Source organism: Streptomyces sp. NPDC002306, assembly GCF_053593435.1.
The window spans coordinates 14,307-30,087 of record NZ_JBSFCK010000054.1 but is presented as its reverse complement, the minus strand read 5'-3'; the positions used below and the strand labels follow the sequence as shown (position 1 = coordinate 30,087).

Genomic DNA, 15,781 nt, shown 5'->3' with positions numbered 1-15,781 from the left:
CCACAGCAATTTCGTCAGGAGTCACACACTCTCAACGCCACACCCTGCCCACAGGACACGCACCACCACAACCGACCTGACCAAGCCCTACTAGGACGAGCCGGCGGTGGGGCGGATGCCGAGCGGGCCGAATTCGTCGAACGCAAAGACCCGGTCGGGGAAGCGGTCCAGGACGTGTTCGATGACGAAGGAGTACGGCCAGCCCGGCACGAACTGGTCCGTCTTGCGGTCGCCACGTCCGTAGACGAAGCAGAACAGCCGGTCGTCGCTGGTCGGGGCATCGGGGCATCGGGGCATCGGGGCAGAGCCAGTTGCTCACGTTCACGGCCAGCACGATCCGCCCGTCACCGGCCTTTGGCAGCGGCAGGCCGGCCAGCGTGCGGCGCAACCGCGTCGGTTCCAGCCAGCCGCGGTCCAAAGCCGCGTACAGCGCGCGGTGCCCGCGCCGGTGCTCGACCGCCAGCGACAGCTCGACCAGGGTCTTCACCGGCCCGTCCGCGCATAACACCGCGTCCGTGAGTTCGAAGAGCGCGTCCTGGCGAGCGTAATGGAATGACGGCATGCGAGATACGCCCGGTATTGCCACCGCACTCCGATATGCGGCAGTCCCGACCACCGTCCCCCGCGCGACGCGGCGCCCGCACGATCGCCTCGGCTTTGGTTCTGCGGCATGGCCTCGTGCAAGATCCCCTCCAGGACCACCGCGACGCCGGCCTCGATCCTCTGAAGCACCGGATGTCCTCCCGGCCGATCCGACGCCGGTCGTGGGCGGAGTTGCCGTGCTTCCCCGCCCACGAGGGTGGCTATCGTCCGGCCTGCAAGGCTGCCCAGGTCTGCGGGCCGACGTCGCCGTCGACGCCGAGGCTGCGGGTGGTCTGGTAGTCGCGCACGGCTTGTTCGGTGTTGGGGCCGAAGTCGCCGTCGATGCCCACGGTGCGGCCGAGCGCCGCGGTCAGTGCTCGCTGCAGTCGGCTGACGTCCGCGCCGGTCGACCCGTTCTGCAGCGCCGGTGTCGAGCCGTACGACAGCAGGGCCGTCCAGGTCCTGGGGCCGATGTCACCGTCGGCCGTGAGGCCCCGGGCGGATTGGAAGGCCTTCGTCGCCGTTACGGTGTTGGGCCCGAAGTCGCCGTCCTGTTCTCCCGGATTGTGGCCGGCGGCGATCAGCCGGCATTGCGCCGCCTTGACCAGACTGCCGGTGGATCCCTGCTGGATCAGGGGATACGCAGTGAAGTCGAGGTTGACGCCGCTGCAGGTGGGCGATGGTGTGCCGCCGCAGTTGTTGCTGGTGACGTTCCGCCAGGTCTGGCCGTTGGCCTGTCCGTACTCGACGCCGTTGAACCAGGGACGGATCCGTTCGGAGGTGGAGTTGCCCCAGGTGGCGGATCCGTTGTTGTCGGCGTCGTAGGCGAGCTCGAAGTGCAGGTGCGGGTGGTTGTTCGAGGTAGGCCCCGTCCTGCCGACCCGGCCGATCAGCTGGCCGCGCTGCACCGTCTGGCCGACGCTGACATCGCGGCTCTGCAGGTGCAGGTATGTGGTGAAGTAGCGCTGCCCGTGGTTGATCTGGATCACGTTGCCGGCGTTGGAGTGGTAGAAGGACTGCCGGACCGTGCCGGAGGCCGGAGCCAGCACCGGTGCTCCTTCGGTGCCGGCCTGGTTGGGCTCGCGGACCATGTCGAGCGCGGGTGCGTGTGCCCAGGCGTCGAGTCGCCACTGCTGGCCGCAGGTGAAGGGCAGTTGGAAGGCGATGGGCGGGGCCGCCGCGGCGGCCGGCGTCGCGGCCTGCCAGGGCAGGACGACGAGGGCGGCAACAGCCACGAGCAGTCTGCCGAGCAGCCCTGGGCTGAGCGTGCGGATGAGGGATCTCAACGTGTCTCCTTCTTTGGTGGCGAGTTCATGCGTGTCTGGGGCGGGGTGTGCGAGCGGCGATGGGACGGCAGGTGCCCTTCCGCTGTGGCTGGGCGCTGCGGGACGGCCGCGTTCGGTCGCGGTGTGCCGCCCGCATGGCGGTCACGATGAGGGCCGAAGTGGGGCAGCCATGTACGGCCCTCGTCGTGAGCTCGCCGGCGGGGGAGCGACCGGTGTGCTGAGCGTGCCCTGCGTCGGTATAGCCCGGGTATTTCCGAAGGTCACCAGGCCGCCCTGGGCGGTGGTGCCAGGCACGGACCGCTTACATGGGAGCACGCTGCGCCGACGGCGTGCCCGGGTCAGGGCTGCGGGCAGAGCGCGCCGGTGTCCTGGCCGGGGAGGTGGCGGTCGAGTTGCGCCGCGGTGGGCGGTGAGGCGGTGGCTCGGCAGATGCGCCGGATGGCTTCGGTCGCGGTCAGCGGCCAGTGGATGATGCGCTGGTCGGCTCCCGCGGACAGCAGGGTTCCGTCCGGGGTGAACGCCAAGCCCTGCACGTCTGCCGAGTGGCCGGTGAGGGTGGCGATGCGCCGGTGGGTTCGTACATCCCAGACGACGATGGTGTGATCCTCGCCTGCCGAGGCGAGGAGGCGTCCGTCCCTGTTGAAGGCGAGGGTGCCGACCGCTGCGGTGTGGCCGGTCAGGGTGCCCCGGCTGTTCCATGTCTGGGTCGACCACAGGCGTACCGTGTGGTCCGAGCCGGCGGTGGCGATCAGATCGCCCGCCGGAGTGGCCGCGATGTCCTGCGTGGACTCCTGCGTGGCCGGGAAGGCCTTCACCAGCCGGTCGTCGGCGGTGCTCCACACGGCGATGCCGCCGGCCGGTGTGCTCGCGACGAGGAGGCCGCCCCGAGCGGGGTAGGCCATGGCGGTCGAGGTGCGCGGGCCGGCCGGCGCCGGCAGTGGACGGGGGTGTGCGGGGTCGCTGACCCTCCAGCGGAACGTTCCTCCCAGGGACATCACGGTGACCGTGCTGCCGTCCGGGCTGAAGGCGACGTCCGTGCCGGTGCCTATACCGGTGAAGGCGAGGGTGGTGTAGCGCCGCCCGGTCGACGGGTTCCACAGAGTCAGGGTGTGGTCGCGCGTCACGGCCGCCAGCACCGTGGCGTCCGGGTTGAACGCGACTGCCTTGACATGGTCGGAGTGTCCGCCCAGCAGCCGTTCGGCAGCACCGGAGGCATTCCAGATCCGTACGGACCGGTCGTCGCCGGCGGAGGCGACGAGCCGGCCGTCGGGGCTGACGTCCACGTCGTTCACGGCGCCGCCGTGACCGCTGAAGGGAAGGGCCGTCCGGCGCACCACGATGGTGCGTCCCAGGCCGCCCGAGACCACTGTGCTCGCGTCCGGTGCCAGGTCCAGAGCCATGGTCTCCGAGCGGAAGCGGTCGGCGTGGCGGGCGATCTGCTCGCGGCGCCGGTAGTCCCAGATCGAGATCATGCCCTCTTCGTCGGCGATCGCGATCCGATCACCGACCGGCGCGGAGATCATCCAGGGGAAGGCCGTCTGCACCGGAAGGTCGGCGAACTGGCGGGCCGAGCGGTCGGTCAGCCGCCAGAACCTGATGCCGTGTTTTTCGGAGGCCGTGGCCAGGACATCGGATGTGGAGCCGAACCGGGCCACCTGGGCGCCTTCGGTGTTCAGCTCGAAGCGACGCCGACCGGATTCGATGTCCCAGACGGCCACCGTCCCGTCGGTACGGGTGACGGCGAGCGAGCGCTGATCGCCGGCCAGGCTGAGTGCCGCGGGCATACCGGTGGGCAGGAACACGGCCTTGCCACCGCCCAGTGTGGCTACCCGTGTGCCCTCGCCTGTGCCGTAGGCCACGACCGTGCCGTCGGCGCTGAAGGCCAGACCGTTGCTGAGGTCGCCGGACACGACCTGCTTGAACAGTACCTTCCTCGACCGGACCTCCCGCACGACGACCGAGCCTGCGGTCGGCTGCTTCGGATTGTTCAACCGGGCCAGGGACGCCAGCCGGGTACCGTCGGCGTTGAAGGCCACCCTCAGCGCGAAGAACCCCTGGGGGAGCGGCTTGACGACATGCTCGGTGAAGGAGGCCAGCCTCCTGCGTCGTTCCGGATCCCACAGCTCCACGGTGCCGTCGCTGGTGGCCGCGGCCACCAACGAGCCGTGAGGGGACAGGGCCAGGCCGAACGACGCGGGCCCGTTCGTGTTGAGTACGACGCTGGGCTGCGCGGACGCCGACGTACTGATCACCGCGCCCAGGGTGTCGGCGTCGGGATGCAGCCGATAGGCGGCCAGGGCGAGGGACCGGGCGACGTCCGGGTCGGTGGCGACCAGCGAGCGTGACGTGAGCGCGGCCTGATGGGCCAGGACGGTCAGGTGCTCGCGCTGTGCCACCTGCCGCTGCTGCCAGGCGGCACCGCCCCCGGTCACGGTCGCCGCGAGCAGCACGGTCAGCACCATCGCCAGGACCCTCAGGCGGCGGACCCGGCGCCGCGCCGCAGCGAGTTCGGACTCGGCCAGCTTCTCGCTGGCGTCGAGGAACTCACGCTCCAGAAGGTTCAGCTCCGAGCGGTGCGGGCGCGCCTCGGCCAGCCCGGAGCCCCGATAGAGCCCTCCGGCGTCCCGCCCCGACTGCTGCCAGACTCGGGCCGCGGCGGTGAGTCGCTGCCGTACGACCAGGCGCCGGCGGTCTTCGCTCAGCCAGGCCCGCAGCCTGGGCCACGCCACGATGAGCGCCTCATGGGCGATCTCCACCCGATCCTCGTCCACGACCACCAGGCGCGCCGCCACCAGCTCGTCGACCACATCCGTGACCGCCGCGGCCGGGCCCATCCCGTCGAGTTCGGTTTGCGGGACCCGCCGCCGACTGTCCCGCACCCCGTCCTCGTCTAGGCTGATCAACCGCTGCATGAGCCGGCGCACCAGGTCCTGCTCGGCGGGTTCGAGCTCGGCGTAGACGTGCTCGGCGGTCTGGGCGATCGCACCGTGCATCCCACCCCCTGCCTGGTACGCCGCGAGGGTCAGGGTGCGGCCGGCCCGGTTGCGCCAGGTCTCCCGCAGCGCGTGGGACACCAACGGGAGTGCGGCGGCAGCGCCGGAGGCCTCCGCCACCACGGTGGCCAGCAGATCGGCGTCGACCGAGCAGCCCTCAAGATCCGCCGGCCGGACGATCAGCTCTCGCAGTTCCGCGGCCGACGGCGGACCGACCAGCAGCTGCGCCTCGCTCATCAGCGCCGGCGCCAGCTCGCTCAGCCCGGTCATCTGGACGAAGAAGTCCGCACGGACACTGAGCACGACCTTCGTTCCGGCATGGGACGCCGCTAACAGCCCGGCGACGAATTCCTCCCGTACCGAGGGATCGGAGCACACGGTGAACAATTCCTCGAACTGATCGACCACAAGCAGCACCTGACCGGCGGGCCGGTCGTGCTCGGCGAGCGCGGCCGCCAGCTGTTTCACCGGCTGGTCGGTCGGCGTCATCATGACCGGCTGCCACCGAGCGGTCGTATCGCGCCGGATCCGGCCCAGTAGGCCCGCCGCCAGCAGCGAGGTCTTCCCCGATCCTGACGCGCCGAACACGACGACCACGGGGAAGCGTTCCACGCGCTCCCACAGGAGCCCGCACAGCCGGTCGCGGCCGAAGAACCGGTCGTGATCCGAGGAGGTGAACGCCGGCAGGCCCCGGTAGGGGTTGGCCCCGACTGGCACCAGTGCCGCGACGGGGACCGCAGAGGGCATGAGGCCCTCATCGCCGCGGAGCATCGCCTGGTGCAGGCGCTGCAGACCCGGGCCGGGCTCGACGCCCAGTTCGGTCCCGTACAGCGCATGGGTTTGCCGGTAGAGCTCGAACGCCTCGGCCTGCCTGCCCGAGCGATACAGGGCCGTCATGAGCTGGCCGCGGAGCGACTCCCGAAAGGGATGCCGGGGCAGCAGCTCCGTCAGCTCCACGACCACCTCGGCATGCCTGCCCAGGGCCAGACCGCAATCGGCCCACCGCTCATGCACGGCAAGACGCAGCTCCTCCAGCCGGGCCGCCTGGGTCGCGACGGCTTCGGTATCCAGGAACTCCGCGAACGCAGGCCCGTTCCAGCACCGCAGCGCCTCACCGTGCAACTCCTGCGCGCCCGCTGACTCACCTTGTCGCAGGGCCTCCTCCGCCTGGAGGGCCAGCCGCTCGAACCGCGTGGCGTCCAGCGCATCACCCGCCACCACGCGATAGCCGTCGCCCTGCCGTTCGATGCGCTCCGGGCCCAGGGCCTTGCGCAGCAGATGGACGTACAGCTGCAGGTTCTTACGCGCCGAGCGCGGCGGTCGCTCGCCCCACAGTGCGGTCATCAGGAGCTCCGAAGGCACGGGCCGGTCGGGCCTGCTCAGCAGGACCGCGAGCAGCAGACGCACCTTGGGTGATCCGATGTCGACCGGCAAGTCCCCGCGACGGACCGCCAGATCCCCCAGAATCCCCAACTCCACTCGGCCGCCCCCCAAGGCTGCACGGATCAACGCTGGCGGCCCGAAGGTACACCAGCCCTCCGACGCAGACCCGCGCCGGCCCGCCCGACCCACGCATGACGCCGCACTGACGTGGATCAGCGGACTGCCGCCTGGTGCGGCCTCCCGGGCCGGCCCCCCTGGCCGCATGCCCCAAAGATCCGCGATGCGCAGCCGGCCGAAGCCACGCCCGATCACCTGCCGCACGCATCCCCATCAGGACTTATACGGGTCCTATACCGCGTCTCACAACGATCGCTTCCCGTACCGGGCCCACTGGCTCTTGGGCCCCTCCGATCAAGGAAGGAACGGGTGCGCCCATCCAGAACGACGCCGACCAGTCCAACAGGCACCCCCCGCCGTGGAGATGACGTCGGAGTCGCAGAGAACGCGAAAGGACACAGCGTGAAGCTCGGGTTCAGCTCGGGAAGCGATCAGAACACCCATCAGCGGTTCACTGGGAAGGCAGGACAGCACATGCGTACAAAGCTCGCGGCAGTCGCAGGAGTGGCCGTCATGACCGCCACGCTCGCACTGGTCGGCGCGTCCCCCTCGGTCGCCGGCCCCAACTGCGCCTCCGGCAACCACTGCGTCTTCTACACCGACATCAACTCCGCACGGCAGTCATTCTTCAACTCCGATCCGGACTTCTCCAACGACACCTTCGACGAATACAACGTGAGCGGGGTCGGTCAGAACCGCATGGTCGACGACAACGTCTGGTCGGCCAGCAATTCAAGCACCGGGAACTATGAGAGCCACTACTGGGACAAGGCCAACGGAACGGGCTTCCTGTTCTGCCTGAACCCCGGTCACTACGTCAACTCCGCCTCCACCGTCGACCAGCCGGGCAGGCAGAACGGCGATCCGCTGCCCTCCGACCTCCGGAACCGGGCCAGCCGTCTGACGCTCCCGGGCCGGACGTCGACCGACTGCTTCTGACCTCGGTGAACGGCGGGCCCGGCGCAAGCCGGGCCCGCACGTTCCGGACCTCGACAGGATTCACATGGCACTGAGTTTCCACGGCACTCGCCGGCACATCGCCGCCTGCGTCCTGACCGCCACTGTGGGCGCATCGATCTGGGCGCTCGCCGACGCGAGGGCCCAAGACCCCGAACCCCGGCCCCATCGTCCGCTGTCCCCGGCCGCACTGGCCGAACAAGGCTTGCGTCCGCCGATCTACGCCCAGCTCTACGCCTGGACCCAGAGCGGCGAACAGATCGCGACCGCCCAGCAACAGGTCCTCGTCGCCTGCATGGCCGGGCGCGGATTCACCCTCAAGCCCGCTCCCGTGGCGAAGGCGGGTGACGCGGCGGTGTCCCGCCCGACTCCGTTCGGTCTCGAGACCCTCGAAGAAGTCGGGGCGGACAGCCAGACGCAGGCGCCACCGGAGCAGCCGCAAGGAGAGGCCTTCAACCGCGCCCTCTACGGCAAACCCGGAAACGAGATCTCCGTCAAGGGCAAGCTGCTCACGGTGACCATGCCGGCGAGCGGCTGCCAGGCCGAGGCGGAGAAGCACATGCTGGGCGACGGCCGGGTGCGGTGGACGGAACTGCGGATGCAGCTCAACGAAGGGGAGCAGACAGCGTTCAAGTGGCTCAAGCACGACTCCCTCTTCCGCAAGGCGAACGAGAGCTGGCGGCAGTGCATGCTCACCCACCGCGTCCAGGCCAAAGACCCCCTCGACCTGATCAGAGCCTTGCCGCCCGACGCGGACATCCGCACCCACCCCGCAACCAAGGCGGACGTCCACTGCAAGCAGGACACCGGATACCTGCGCACCGCCTACGCCAGACTCGCCGTGATGCAGCAGCGCTGGCTTGACGATCACCCCGACGTGCTCAAGGACCGCGCCGCGCTGCGGGACAGGCAGCGGAGAATCGCCCGCCAGGTCCTCCAGGGACAGACCGGCTGAGCACTCCGGCGCACCCGATCCGCCCCGGCCCGGCGACACCGGGTGCTCACGGCTGGGTGTGGTAGCGGAGGTAGACCACGCCGCTGGTGAGCCGGCGTTCGTCCAGGAGCTCCAAGCGGAGCCGGGCCCCGTCGGGGAGGAAGGGCTTGCCGCCGCCCAGCACGGCGGGGCCGACGAACAGGTGGTACTCGTCCACCAGCCCTGCGGCGATCGCGTGGGCGGCGAGGGCGGCCCCGCCGACGGTGAGGTCACGTTCGGAAGATGCCTTCAGCCGCCGAACCGCCTCGGGGTCGAAGTCCCGTTCGATCCGGGTCCGGGTGGTGGAGGCCGACTCCAGCGTCCTGGAGTACACGACCTTGTCGGCCGCCTGCCAGATCTGCGCGAACTCCCGCGCCCCGGGCGACTGGCCCGCGATGGACGGGTCGGTCTCCCAGACAGCCATCATGTCGTACAGTCGGCGTCCGTACAGGTATGTCCCGACCGGCCGCAGCACGTCGTTGATGAAGGAGTAGTACTCCTCGTCCGGTACCGCCCAGTCGAAATTGCCGTCCGCGTCGGCGATGTAGCCGTCCAGGGACACATTGAACATGTAGATCAACTTGGCCATGCGGGCCTTCTCCCAGGTCGGGGCCACGTGTGTGTCCCGCAGCACAGTAGCCCGCGCCTGTGACAATGCCGGGCGAACGGCACGGTCATCGCTGCGAAGGGCTGCGTCTGGGACTGCCGCGGCTCCGGCGGTTCGGCCCGGCCCGTTCGCGGAGCCGGCCGCGTAGCCGGTGGTGCAGCTCGGTGACCAACGCGCCGTCGCGCCAACGGCGGGAGAAGGCATACACCTGGCCGCACGCCGGGAAATCTGCGGGCATCGCCCGCCACTTGATGCCGTTGTCGACCAGATAGAACACCGCGTCCAGCATCCAATGCCACGAAGTCAAGGCCCTGTTGGTGGTGTCAAGGCATCAGGGACCGCCGAGCGATGCCACGACCAATCCTTAGAGTCGTTCGTACAGTGGCGCGCTCCACCTGGACGCCATGAACCACGCCCGCTCCACGGTGTGTGGGTCGACGGCGGACGGGATGGGGAGCTGGGGCGAGTGGTGGGTTGGGGAAGAGAACGGCTGCGGACTTGGCTGGCATGATCCCGGCCTTGCCAATTCCGAGCCTGAAAGCGTCTGATGCGCGTTTCAGTCGGTCGGCAGGAGGCCATAGACGGCCTCATCGCGTTGACCGGGTCATTGATCGCAGGAAATCTCAGCCAACCATTCCGGGGTGTAGCACTCAGCGAACGACCACTTCTGGTCCGAGTAGTGGTCACCCGTGCTGTCGGTGTACACCTCAAGCGTGGCTTGCGGCGTCAGGCGGTAGTACTCGCGAATCGGGTCACCCTCCACAGTGGGAAAAGCCACCTTCAGTTCTGCGCCCTCACCGCTCTTGAGGGCTCGCCGGAGGCAGGCGATTTCCCGAACGGCCTGCTTCTGCATCTCCTCACCCTGAGCCAATCTCACCTCGCCACAGCTTGAAAACTCAGTTCTGGACTCCCAGCGGTCCTTGACCGGATCGTCCAGCACGCCGCAACCTCCAACCACCAAGAACATGGCCGTCATCGCGACAAGCCGCGCGGGGGCCGAAACAGCCGCCACGCAGCGACGACGAGTGCTGCTCTCACCTGTCGTCTGCACTAGGTACGCCGACCTCACCCGTCGCAATTGGTCCGGCACGTCGTCGTCGGAGTACACGGGCAGACCCGTCTTCGCTCCCAAAGCCCCTCCCCGAACCCAATGCTTGATCGCGGCTGCACCATACCCGCCAGCTCCGGGATGATGTGCACGGCGAGTGGCTTGAACAACGACGGCGCCCGGTACAGCAGCGAAGTACAGCAACCATCGCGATCAGCCCCGACCACCACCGGCCCTGAGCGACCGTCTGGCGTGCCCAGCAGACCTCAGTGACCGTCGTGCCCATGGTTCGCATCTAAGAGCTGTCCCGTAAAGATCTTTGGGTCGCCACGGGCACAGCGGGTCACCGTGCCACCTGTCGAAGCTATTGCGCGAGGGCGAGGTTGTGCATCCGGGCGATGCCGAGCATGGCGTGGTGAACGCCGTCGCCTTTGAGGCGGCAGTCACGAAGGATCTTCCAGGACTTCATGTGGGCGAAGACGTGTTCGACGCGGGCGCGGACCCTGCGATGGGAGGTGTTGTGTTCCTGTTTCCAGTCCGGGAGTTCGGTCTGGCCGCGCTCACGGCGGTGCGGGATGACGAGTCCGGTTCCTGGGTAGCCGCCGTCGGCGATCGTGAGGGTCTTGCCGACTGCGGCCTTGGCGCCGGATTCTTCCCATGCCTTGCAGTCGTTGCGGTTCCCGGCGAGCGGCCGGCCGACCACGACGACCAGGCGGGTGTCGGCGTCGATGACGACCTGGTGATTGGTGGAGTACCGGTAGTTCTTCGAACGCTCGGCGATGGTGTGGTCTCGGGTGGGGACCAGGGTGCCGTCCACAATGAGAACGGTGTCCTTGGCGAACCGCTTGCGGGGGCGGAGTGCGAGCAGGGGCCCGAGATGGTTGATGACTCGGCTGGCCGTGGACTTCGAGACGCCGAACAGCGGAGCGAGCTGCCGCAACGTCAGATTGGTACGCCAATAAGCCGTGACCAGCAACACCCGGTCCTCCAACGGCAGACTCCACGGCCGGCCTCGGTGGACCGCATCTGCTCCATCACGCCGCAACATGGTCAGCAGCTTGCTGAAGCGGCGCGGGCTCAGCCCCGCGAACGGGGCTATCCAGGACGGCTCCGATGCCGTGATCACACTCGCCACATCGTGATCATCACAAAGGCTGGCCCCATGCCGAGACAATCCCGCAGCTACGCTGATCGGGGCAGTCCACAGTGAGCAAGACCGGGGGAAACCGTGAACCATCCGCTGCTGTTCCTCGACGTGGACGGACCACTCAATCCTTACGCGGCCAAGCCGGAGAAGCGTCCCGACGGCTACACCACACTCAGAGTTCCCCGGAACGACGCCCGTGAGGACGACAGGGGCCTATCGTCCCGACGACGCCCCCTACGTGTCTGGCTGAACCCAGAGCACGGACGAACCCTGCTGCAGCTCGGCTTCGAGCTGTGCTGGGCCACTACATGGATGGACGACGCCAACCGGTGGATCGCACCGGTCCTCGGCCTTCCGGAACTTCCCTTCGTCAACTTCGGCGACGTCCTACTCCAAGAACGCCCTGATGGAGTCCACTGGAAGACCGGGCCGCTGGTGGACTACGCAGGCGGCCGCCCTTTCGCCTGGGTGGACGACGAGCAGAGTGAGTTGGATCAGACGTACGTGACCGCCCACCATCAAGGGCCCGGGCTCCTGCACCACGTCAACCCGCGAATCGGCCTACGGGAGAACGACTTCCACACGCTCGCTGACTTCGCCAGTTCCCTGGACACCTCGCGAACCACGAGCTGAGCACTTCGCCAGCTCTTCGGGGTTGCTCCGTACTCGGAGCCAAGATCATTGCGGGACAGCCCTTATGGGGCAGCAAATGCGTAAGGCCTTCAGCCGCGACAGGCGGAGCCATTGGGACCTTACGGCGAGTGGTTCAGCGGGTCGCAGCGCCGTACACCAGCATGGCCAGACCGACCACGAGGGCAGCGGCGCCTTGTGCCTGGCCTGCCCGAAAGGACCATGGGCCCTCCTCCTGGATCACCTTCCATCTCCTGCGCCGAGCAAGGAACGCAAAGACCAGCACCAGCGTGCCGATGACGAGGAAGCCCAAGCCTGCGGCTATCGGGTCGTCGTTGGTCTGCGGGGCAGAGGAGAGAAGCACGCCGCTAAAGGTAAGCCAGCCCGAGCCCTACCTGTTCTGTCCATGGAGGTTGGTGACAGCGATCACTGGAGAGTGATCTTGAATGAGTGAGGGCCTTCCGGGTTCGGTGTGGATTGCGACATCTGCACCGAACGACGAAAGGCCCTCGTGCCCCACCATAATGCACCCCTGACCGAGACCGGACGCCGGCGCCTGGCCCGCTGCGTCGTCAAGGACGGCTGGCCGCTGCGCCGGGCCGCCGAACGCTTCCAGGTCTCACCCACCACCGCCCAGCGATGGGCCGACCGCTACCGCCGACTCGGCGAGGCGGGCATGGCCGACCGCTCCAGCTGCCCGCACACGAGTCCGCGTCGCACCCCGACCCGCACCGAGCGGCGGATCATCAAGGTCCGCGTCCTGCGTCGCTGGGGACCGGCCCGCATCGCCTACCTGCTGCGACTGAACCCGTCCACGGTCCACCGGGTCCTGACCCGCTACAAACTGGCCCGCCTGCGAAGCTGATCGACCGGCCCCTGCCGACGGGGTCGGGGGAGGCGTGGAAGCCAGTGATGCGCGTGGCGTAGCGGTAGAGCGCGTCATATTTCGGCGACTCGGCTTCCGCAATCGTCCTCGGCCCGGACAGCAGCCTGGCGGCGACCGACTCGGCCGGCCGGGTCACCTCGCTCACGCCCGCGGGCCAGCTGCCGTGGTTGCTCGCCTGCGGCGAGGCGGGCTCCAGCTCGGCCTCCGGCCCCGGCATGCTGCTCAAGGTCTCCCGCGCGACGCTCACCCCGGGCGCGTCTTGCCCGCGCTCGGCGCGGAGTTGTACTCGATGGCGATCGACTCGCCGGTCTTGGTCTGGATACTGGAGATACGGGGGCGGTAGAGCGGCGCCGACGGGGAGTCGTCGGTGACGCGGTTGTCGATCTCGGTACCGGTGAACGACACCTGGTTCAGGGCGATCCACCCGACCAGGTACCCGCCTCCAATGAGGGTTCCTCGCTCGCCGCGACACGTCGCCGGCCGGATGTCCGCCCAGGTGTCGGCGTCACCGCGCGGCCACTGGAAATACGCGGTCTTCAGCGCCGGGGAGACCCGAGGGGTCCGGGTGCCGACGAGGTCGACACCACGGCACCGGCCGGAGGCCGTTCCACCGTCACCTTCACCAGAGTCGGCCGGACCACCAGCACGGTCGTGAAGAAGCGTGTAGTCACCGGTCAGCAGGTTCACCGAGCCGGGGTCGATACTCTCGCTGGACGCGCCGTCGGCGTTGCGGTCCACCACGACGCCGACCGGGTCAGAGGCGCCAGTCGCGCCAGTGCTGCCGGTGAACTCCGCGGCAGCGTGCTGTTCACCACCCGCTACGTCGGAGGAGCCAACGAAGATCGACTACCTCGGCGACGGCACCCGGTGGAGTCCTCCAACTGGCGAACCTGCACGGCGACATCACCCTGCAACTGCCGGACGGCACGGCGGTGCTGGACGCCGACGAGTTTGGCAACCCCGGGCAGGGCAGGCGGCAACCCGCCACAACTGGCTCGACGCGCACCAGCGCTCGCCGGAGACCGTCACCGGGCTGAAGCTCATGGGCGCCCGCCTGTACGACCCGGCCACCGGAGGCTTCCTGTCCCTCGGCCCGGTCCGGGGCGGCAGCGCCAACGCCTACGACTACGCCAACGCCGACCCGGTGAACCAGTTCGACCTGGACGGCCATGTCTCGGCCTGGCGCAAGAAGTACGAGCGAGGCCAAGGCTTGCAGGTACCTGGGGTCGGGCGGCTGCGCCTTCGCGACGATGCTGTCCGGTGTCCTGCTGTGGAAGCTCCCCGGCAGCAAGTCCTGGAACAACGCCCTGCGGCACTTCATCTGGATGTCCGCGCCCACCTATTTCTTCGGCTGGCGTGCCGCCAAGCGGATGGGCGACGCCCACGAGTACGGACAGACAAGCATCGACTCCCAGAAGGACCAGTACAACAACCGGGTGGCGCGCAACTTCGTCGCCATCAGTTACAACCGGTCCTGGATGCGCTACTACGCCAATCGCGGCTACCTCTTCCAATACCTGTACTCCGCCGACAGCTGGCTCTACAACAACGGGTACCTGAAGAAGTGATCCCAAAGCGGTCATGGGACTCTTGCGTCCGCTGACCCGCTGACCCGCTGACCCGCTGACCCGCTGACCTGGCCTGCGGGTGCCGGGGCAGGCCCTTTCGAGGGCGTGCCCCGGCACCCGCGTGCCACCACCGGCCGGTTCCCGCCTTCCCGCCTTCGCGTCGTCCGGTCCCCGAGCTCATCCTTGATTCACCTCTGGACCGGCCCCCAGCCTCCGACCCCTTCACGACAACTTACGGAGACTCCATGCCACTGCCGACGCGCCCCATCCGGCCGCTCGCCCTGCCCGTTGCGCTGCTCCTGGCCACCGCCCTGATAACCGCTGGCCTGACCGGCTGCTCTGCGCTGTCCCCGTTCAATACATGTGACGACACGGCGGCGCGGCTGAAGGACCTGCGCTCTCAGTCGATCCTGAACTCCACCCCCGAAGGGGCGAACGCCTTGGAGGGGCTCGACTCGGTTGACTCGCGCTGCATCGACGACACCGGCGACGCCTGGCTGTACGCCGCGCGCGTCTACGCCTTCCCCGGCTCCCGGCAGAAGGTCGTGGACTTCTACCGCACCACCGCCAAGGCGGACGGCTGGCAACTACAGCACAACCTCTCAGATCCCAACACCCCCGAAACAACGGCGGGACTGTGCTTCACCAAAGGCGGGGACGGCGAAGCCCTCCTGCTGACCGTGCAGTTCATCACGGCCAGCGACCTGAAGTTTGAGTACGACTACGACGCCGGGCCGGAGTTCGATTCGGGCTCCGGATTCGAGATAGAGGTCGGCTCCGAGACGGACGGGGCGAAAACCGGCTGTTTCGACTGACCGCCTGGGACTTCACGAACAGGTGGCAGGGCGGACCGCAGCCCACCCTGCCCTGGAGTGACGGGGGACTTCCAGAAGGAGGCGCAGGGCGGGATCGCCGCCGAGTCGGCCGACCACGGTCTCGGACGGTCACGCGGCGCCCTGACCAACAAGATCCACGTCGCTGTCGAGCAGGGACAGAAGCCGCTGTCCGTGGTGATCACGGCCGGCCTGCGGGGTGACTTCCCACGGTTCGAGGCGGTCCTGGAAGCGATGCGAGTGCCCCGGATCGGTTTGGGGCGGCTACGCAAGCGAGCGGACCGAGTCAGGGCCGACAAGACACCCCATGCAGGTATGAGCGACTCCGTGGGGGATCTTGGGATTCGTAGGCGGGACGGTGTGGTCGTCGGGCAGGATCGGCTTGGTTTTCACAGTCGTTCGTCGCATGAGGTGAGTCGGTATCGCTGCGCCCCCGTTCCGGTGAGCAAGTCCCTTCCCTGACCGCGCAGGTGGCGCGGGCGAGCAATCCCGCGGGGACGACCGCGATGTGGGTGCGAGACCGGCTGGACGGACTGTGGCGTGACGAGGACTTCGCCACCTGGTACCCGCGTGACGGTCGACCCGGGTTGTCCCCGACCCAACTCGCCACGGTGGGCGTGCTGCAGTTCCTGCTGAATCTCTCGGACCGGGAGGCCGCCGAGGCATTCGCGCCAGGTGTTGAAAGGCATGGATTCAACGCGTAGCCCATGCCCTCAGACCTTCGCCGCCTTCTGGGGCCCAGCACTTCTCTCTTCCAGCGCGACGCCGTTG

General features: G+C 68.5%; 13 protein-coding genes and 5 pseudogenes. 8 read left to right on the top strand and 10 right to left on the bottom strand.

The genetic code is table 11. The annotated features are described in order from the left end of the window. Nucleotides 1-183: 183 nt before the first annotated feature. The 4 genes and pseudogenes from ACWCQK_RS38420 to ACWCQK_RS38405 all read right to left on the bottom strand — a co-directional run. Nucleotides 184-562 (bottom strand): annotated as a pseudogene (locus ACWCQK_RS38420) (transposase); the annotation flags it as partial. A 241-nt stretch (nt 563-803) separates the two neighbouring features. Further along, a pseudogene (locus ACWCQK_RS38415) lies at nt 804-1,271 on the bottom strand (peptidoglycan-binding domain-containing protein); the annotation flags it as partial. 141 nt (nt 1,272-1,412) lie between these two features. After that, nucleotides 1,413-1,673 (bottom strand): annotated as a pseudogene (locus ACWCQK_RS38410) (M23 family metallopeptidase); the annotation flags it as partial. A gap of 533 nt (nt 1,674-2,206) precedes the next feature. Beyond that, complete coding sequence (locus tag ACWCQK_RS38405; protein ID WP_451163314.1) at nt 2,207-6,508, bottom strand: nSTAND1 domain-containing NTPase; 4,302 nt, start codon at nt 6,506-6,508, stop codon at nt 2,207-2,209. A gap of 366 nt (nt 6,509-6,874) precedes the next feature. Here ACWCQK_RS38405 and ACWCQK_RS38400 point away from each other — a divergent pair, with 366 nt between their 5' ends. Next, entirely contained in the window at nt 6,875-7,300 is a 426-nt protein-coding gene (locus tag ACWCQK_RS38400) for a hypothetical protein (RefSeq protein WP_451163312.1), read from the top strand. Nucleotides 7,301-7,364: 64 nt separating this feature from the next. Then, nucleotides 7,365-8,273 (top strand): hypothetical protein, encoded by a 909-nt coding sequence (locus tag ACWCQK_RS38395; RefSeq protein WP_451163310.1) that lies wholly within the window; start codon nt 7,365-7,367, stop codon nt 8,271-8,273. Nucleotides 8,274-8,319: 46 nt separating this feature from the next. Here ACWCQK_RS38395 and ACWCQK_RS38390 read toward each other — a convergent pair whose 3' ends face one another. The 4 genes from ACWCQK_RS38390 to ACWCQK_RS38375 form a co-directional block, all read right to left on the bottom strand. Next, nucleotides 8,320-8,880, bottom strand: a complete 561-nt coding sequence (locus ACWCQK_RS38390; RefSeq protein WP_451163308.1) for a dihydrofolate reductase family protein — start codon at nt 8,878-8,880, stop codon at nt 8,320-8,322. Between the two features lie 85 nt (nt 8,881-8,965). Continuing rightward, a complete protein-coding gene (locus ACWCQK_RS38385) occupies nt 8,966-9,205 on the bottom strand; it encodes a transposase (RefSeq protein ID WP_451163306.1) in 240 nt (79 codons plus the stop codon). A gap of 297 nt (nt 9,206-9,502) precedes the next feature. Next, nucleotides 9,503-10,006 (bottom strand): hypothetical protein, encoded by a 504-nt coding sequence (locus tag ACWCQK_RS38380; RefSeq protein ID WP_451163304.1) that lies wholly within the window; start codon nt 10,004-10,006, stop codon nt 9,503-9,505. Nucleotides 10,007-10,310: 304 nt separating this feature from the next. Beyond that, nucleotides 10,311-11,081, bottom strand: coding sequence for a transposase (locus tag ACWCQK_RS38375; RefSeq protein WP_451163302.1), 771 nt, complete (start codon nt 11,079-11,081; stop codon nt 10,311-10,313). Nucleotides 11,082-11,174: 93 nt separating this feature from the next. Here ACWCQK_RS38375 and ACWCQK_RS38370 point away from each other — a divergent pair, with 93 nt between their 5' ends. Then, nucleotides 11,175-11,726 carry a hypothetical protein gene (locus ACWCQK_RS38370; protein WP_451163300.1) on the top strand — a complete coding sequence of 184 codons (552 nt, stop codon included), beginning with the start codon at nt 11,175-11,177 and terminating at the stop codon, nt 11,724-11,726. A gap of 133 nt (nt 11,727-11,859) precedes the next feature. Here ACWCQK_RS38370 and ACWCQK_RS38365 read toward each other — a convergent pair whose 3' ends face one another. Beyond that, the gene (locus ACWCQK_RS38365; RefSeq protein WP_451163298.1) at nt 11,860-12,087 is read right to left on the bottom strand and encodes a hypothetical protein; all 228 of its coding nucleotides are present in this window, start codon (nt 12,085-12,087) and stop codon (nt 11,860-11,862) included. A 147-nt stretch (nt 12,088-12,234) separates the two neighbouring features. Between ACWCQK_RS38365 and ACWCQK_RS38360 the strand changes: the two are divergent. Beyond that, nucleotides 12,235-12,582 (top strand): annotated as a pseudogene (locus tag ACWCQK_RS38360) (helix-turn-helix domain-containing protein); the annotation flags it as partial. Nucleotides 12,583-12,852: 270 nt separating this feature from the next. Here ACWCQK_RS38360 and ACWCQK_RS38355 read toward each other — a convergent pair. After that, nucleotides 12,853-13,350: a hypothetical protein gene (locus ACWCQK_RS38355; protein ID WP_451163296.1), complete on the bottom strand. Its 498-nt coding sequence runs from the start codon at nt 13,348-13,350 to the stop codon at nt 12,853-12,855. Between the two features lie 301 nt (nt 13,351-13,651). Here ACWCQK_RS38355 and ACWCQK_RS38350 point away from each other — a divergent pair. From ACWCQK_RS38350 to ACWCQK_RS38335, 4 genes and pseudogenes are all read left to right on the top strand, one after another. Then, nucleotides 13,652-13,720 (top strand): annotated as a pseudogene (locus ACWCQK_RS38350) (hypothetical protein); the annotation flags it as partial. Between the two features lie 139 nt (nt 13,721-13,859). Continuing rightward, nucleotides 13,860-14,177, top strand: coding sequence for a DUF6973 domain-containing protein (locus ACWCQK_RS38345; protein WP_451163294.1), 318 nt, complete (start codon nt 13,860-13,862; stop codon nt 14,175-14,177). A 245-nt stretch (nt 14,178-14,422) separates the two neighbouring features. Continuing rightward, nucleotides 14,423-14,992, top strand: a complete 570-nt coding sequence (locus ACWCQK_RS38340) for a hypothetical protein (protein ID WP_451163292.1) — start codon at nt 14,423-14,425, stop codon at nt 14,990-14,992. A 57-nt stretch (nt 14,993-15,049) separates the two neighbouring features. Next, nucleotides 15,050-15,472 carry a hypothetical protein gene (locus ACWCQK_RS38335; protein WP_451163290.1) on the top strand — a complete coding sequence of 141 codons (423 nt, stop codon included), beginning with the start codon at nt 15,050-15,052 and terminating at the stop codon, nt 15,470-15,472. Nucleotides 15,473-15,781: the final 309 nt, after the last annotated feature.

Bases quoted from the DNA above. Each gene is read 5' to 3' on its own strand.
- ACWCQK_RS38345 (WP_451163294.1), top strand. From the start codon at position 13,860: ATGCTGTCCGGTGTCCTGCTGTGGAAGCTCCCCGGCAGCAAGTCCTGG.
- ACWCQK_RS38395 (WP_451163310.1), top strand. From the start codon at position 7,365: ATGGCACTGAGTTTCCACGGCACTCGCCGGCACATCGCCGCCTGCGTC.
- ACWCQK_RS38400 (WP_451163312.1), top strand. From the start codon at position 6,875: ATGACCGCCACGCTCGCACTGGTCGGCGCGTCCCCCTCGGTCGCCGGC.
- ACWCQK_RS38405 (WP_451163314.1), bottom strand. From the start codon at position 6,508: ATGCGGCCAGGGGGGCCGGCCCGGGAGGCCGCACCAGGCGGCAGTCCG.
- ACWCQK_RS38340 (WP_451163292.1), top strand. From the start codon at position 14,423: ATGCCACTGCCGACGCGCCCCATCCGGCCGCTCGCCCTGCCCGTTGCG.
- ACWCQK_RS38390 (WP_451163308.1), bottom strand. From the start codon at position 8,880: ATGGCCAAGTTGATCTACATGTTCAATGTGTCCCTGGACGGCTACATC.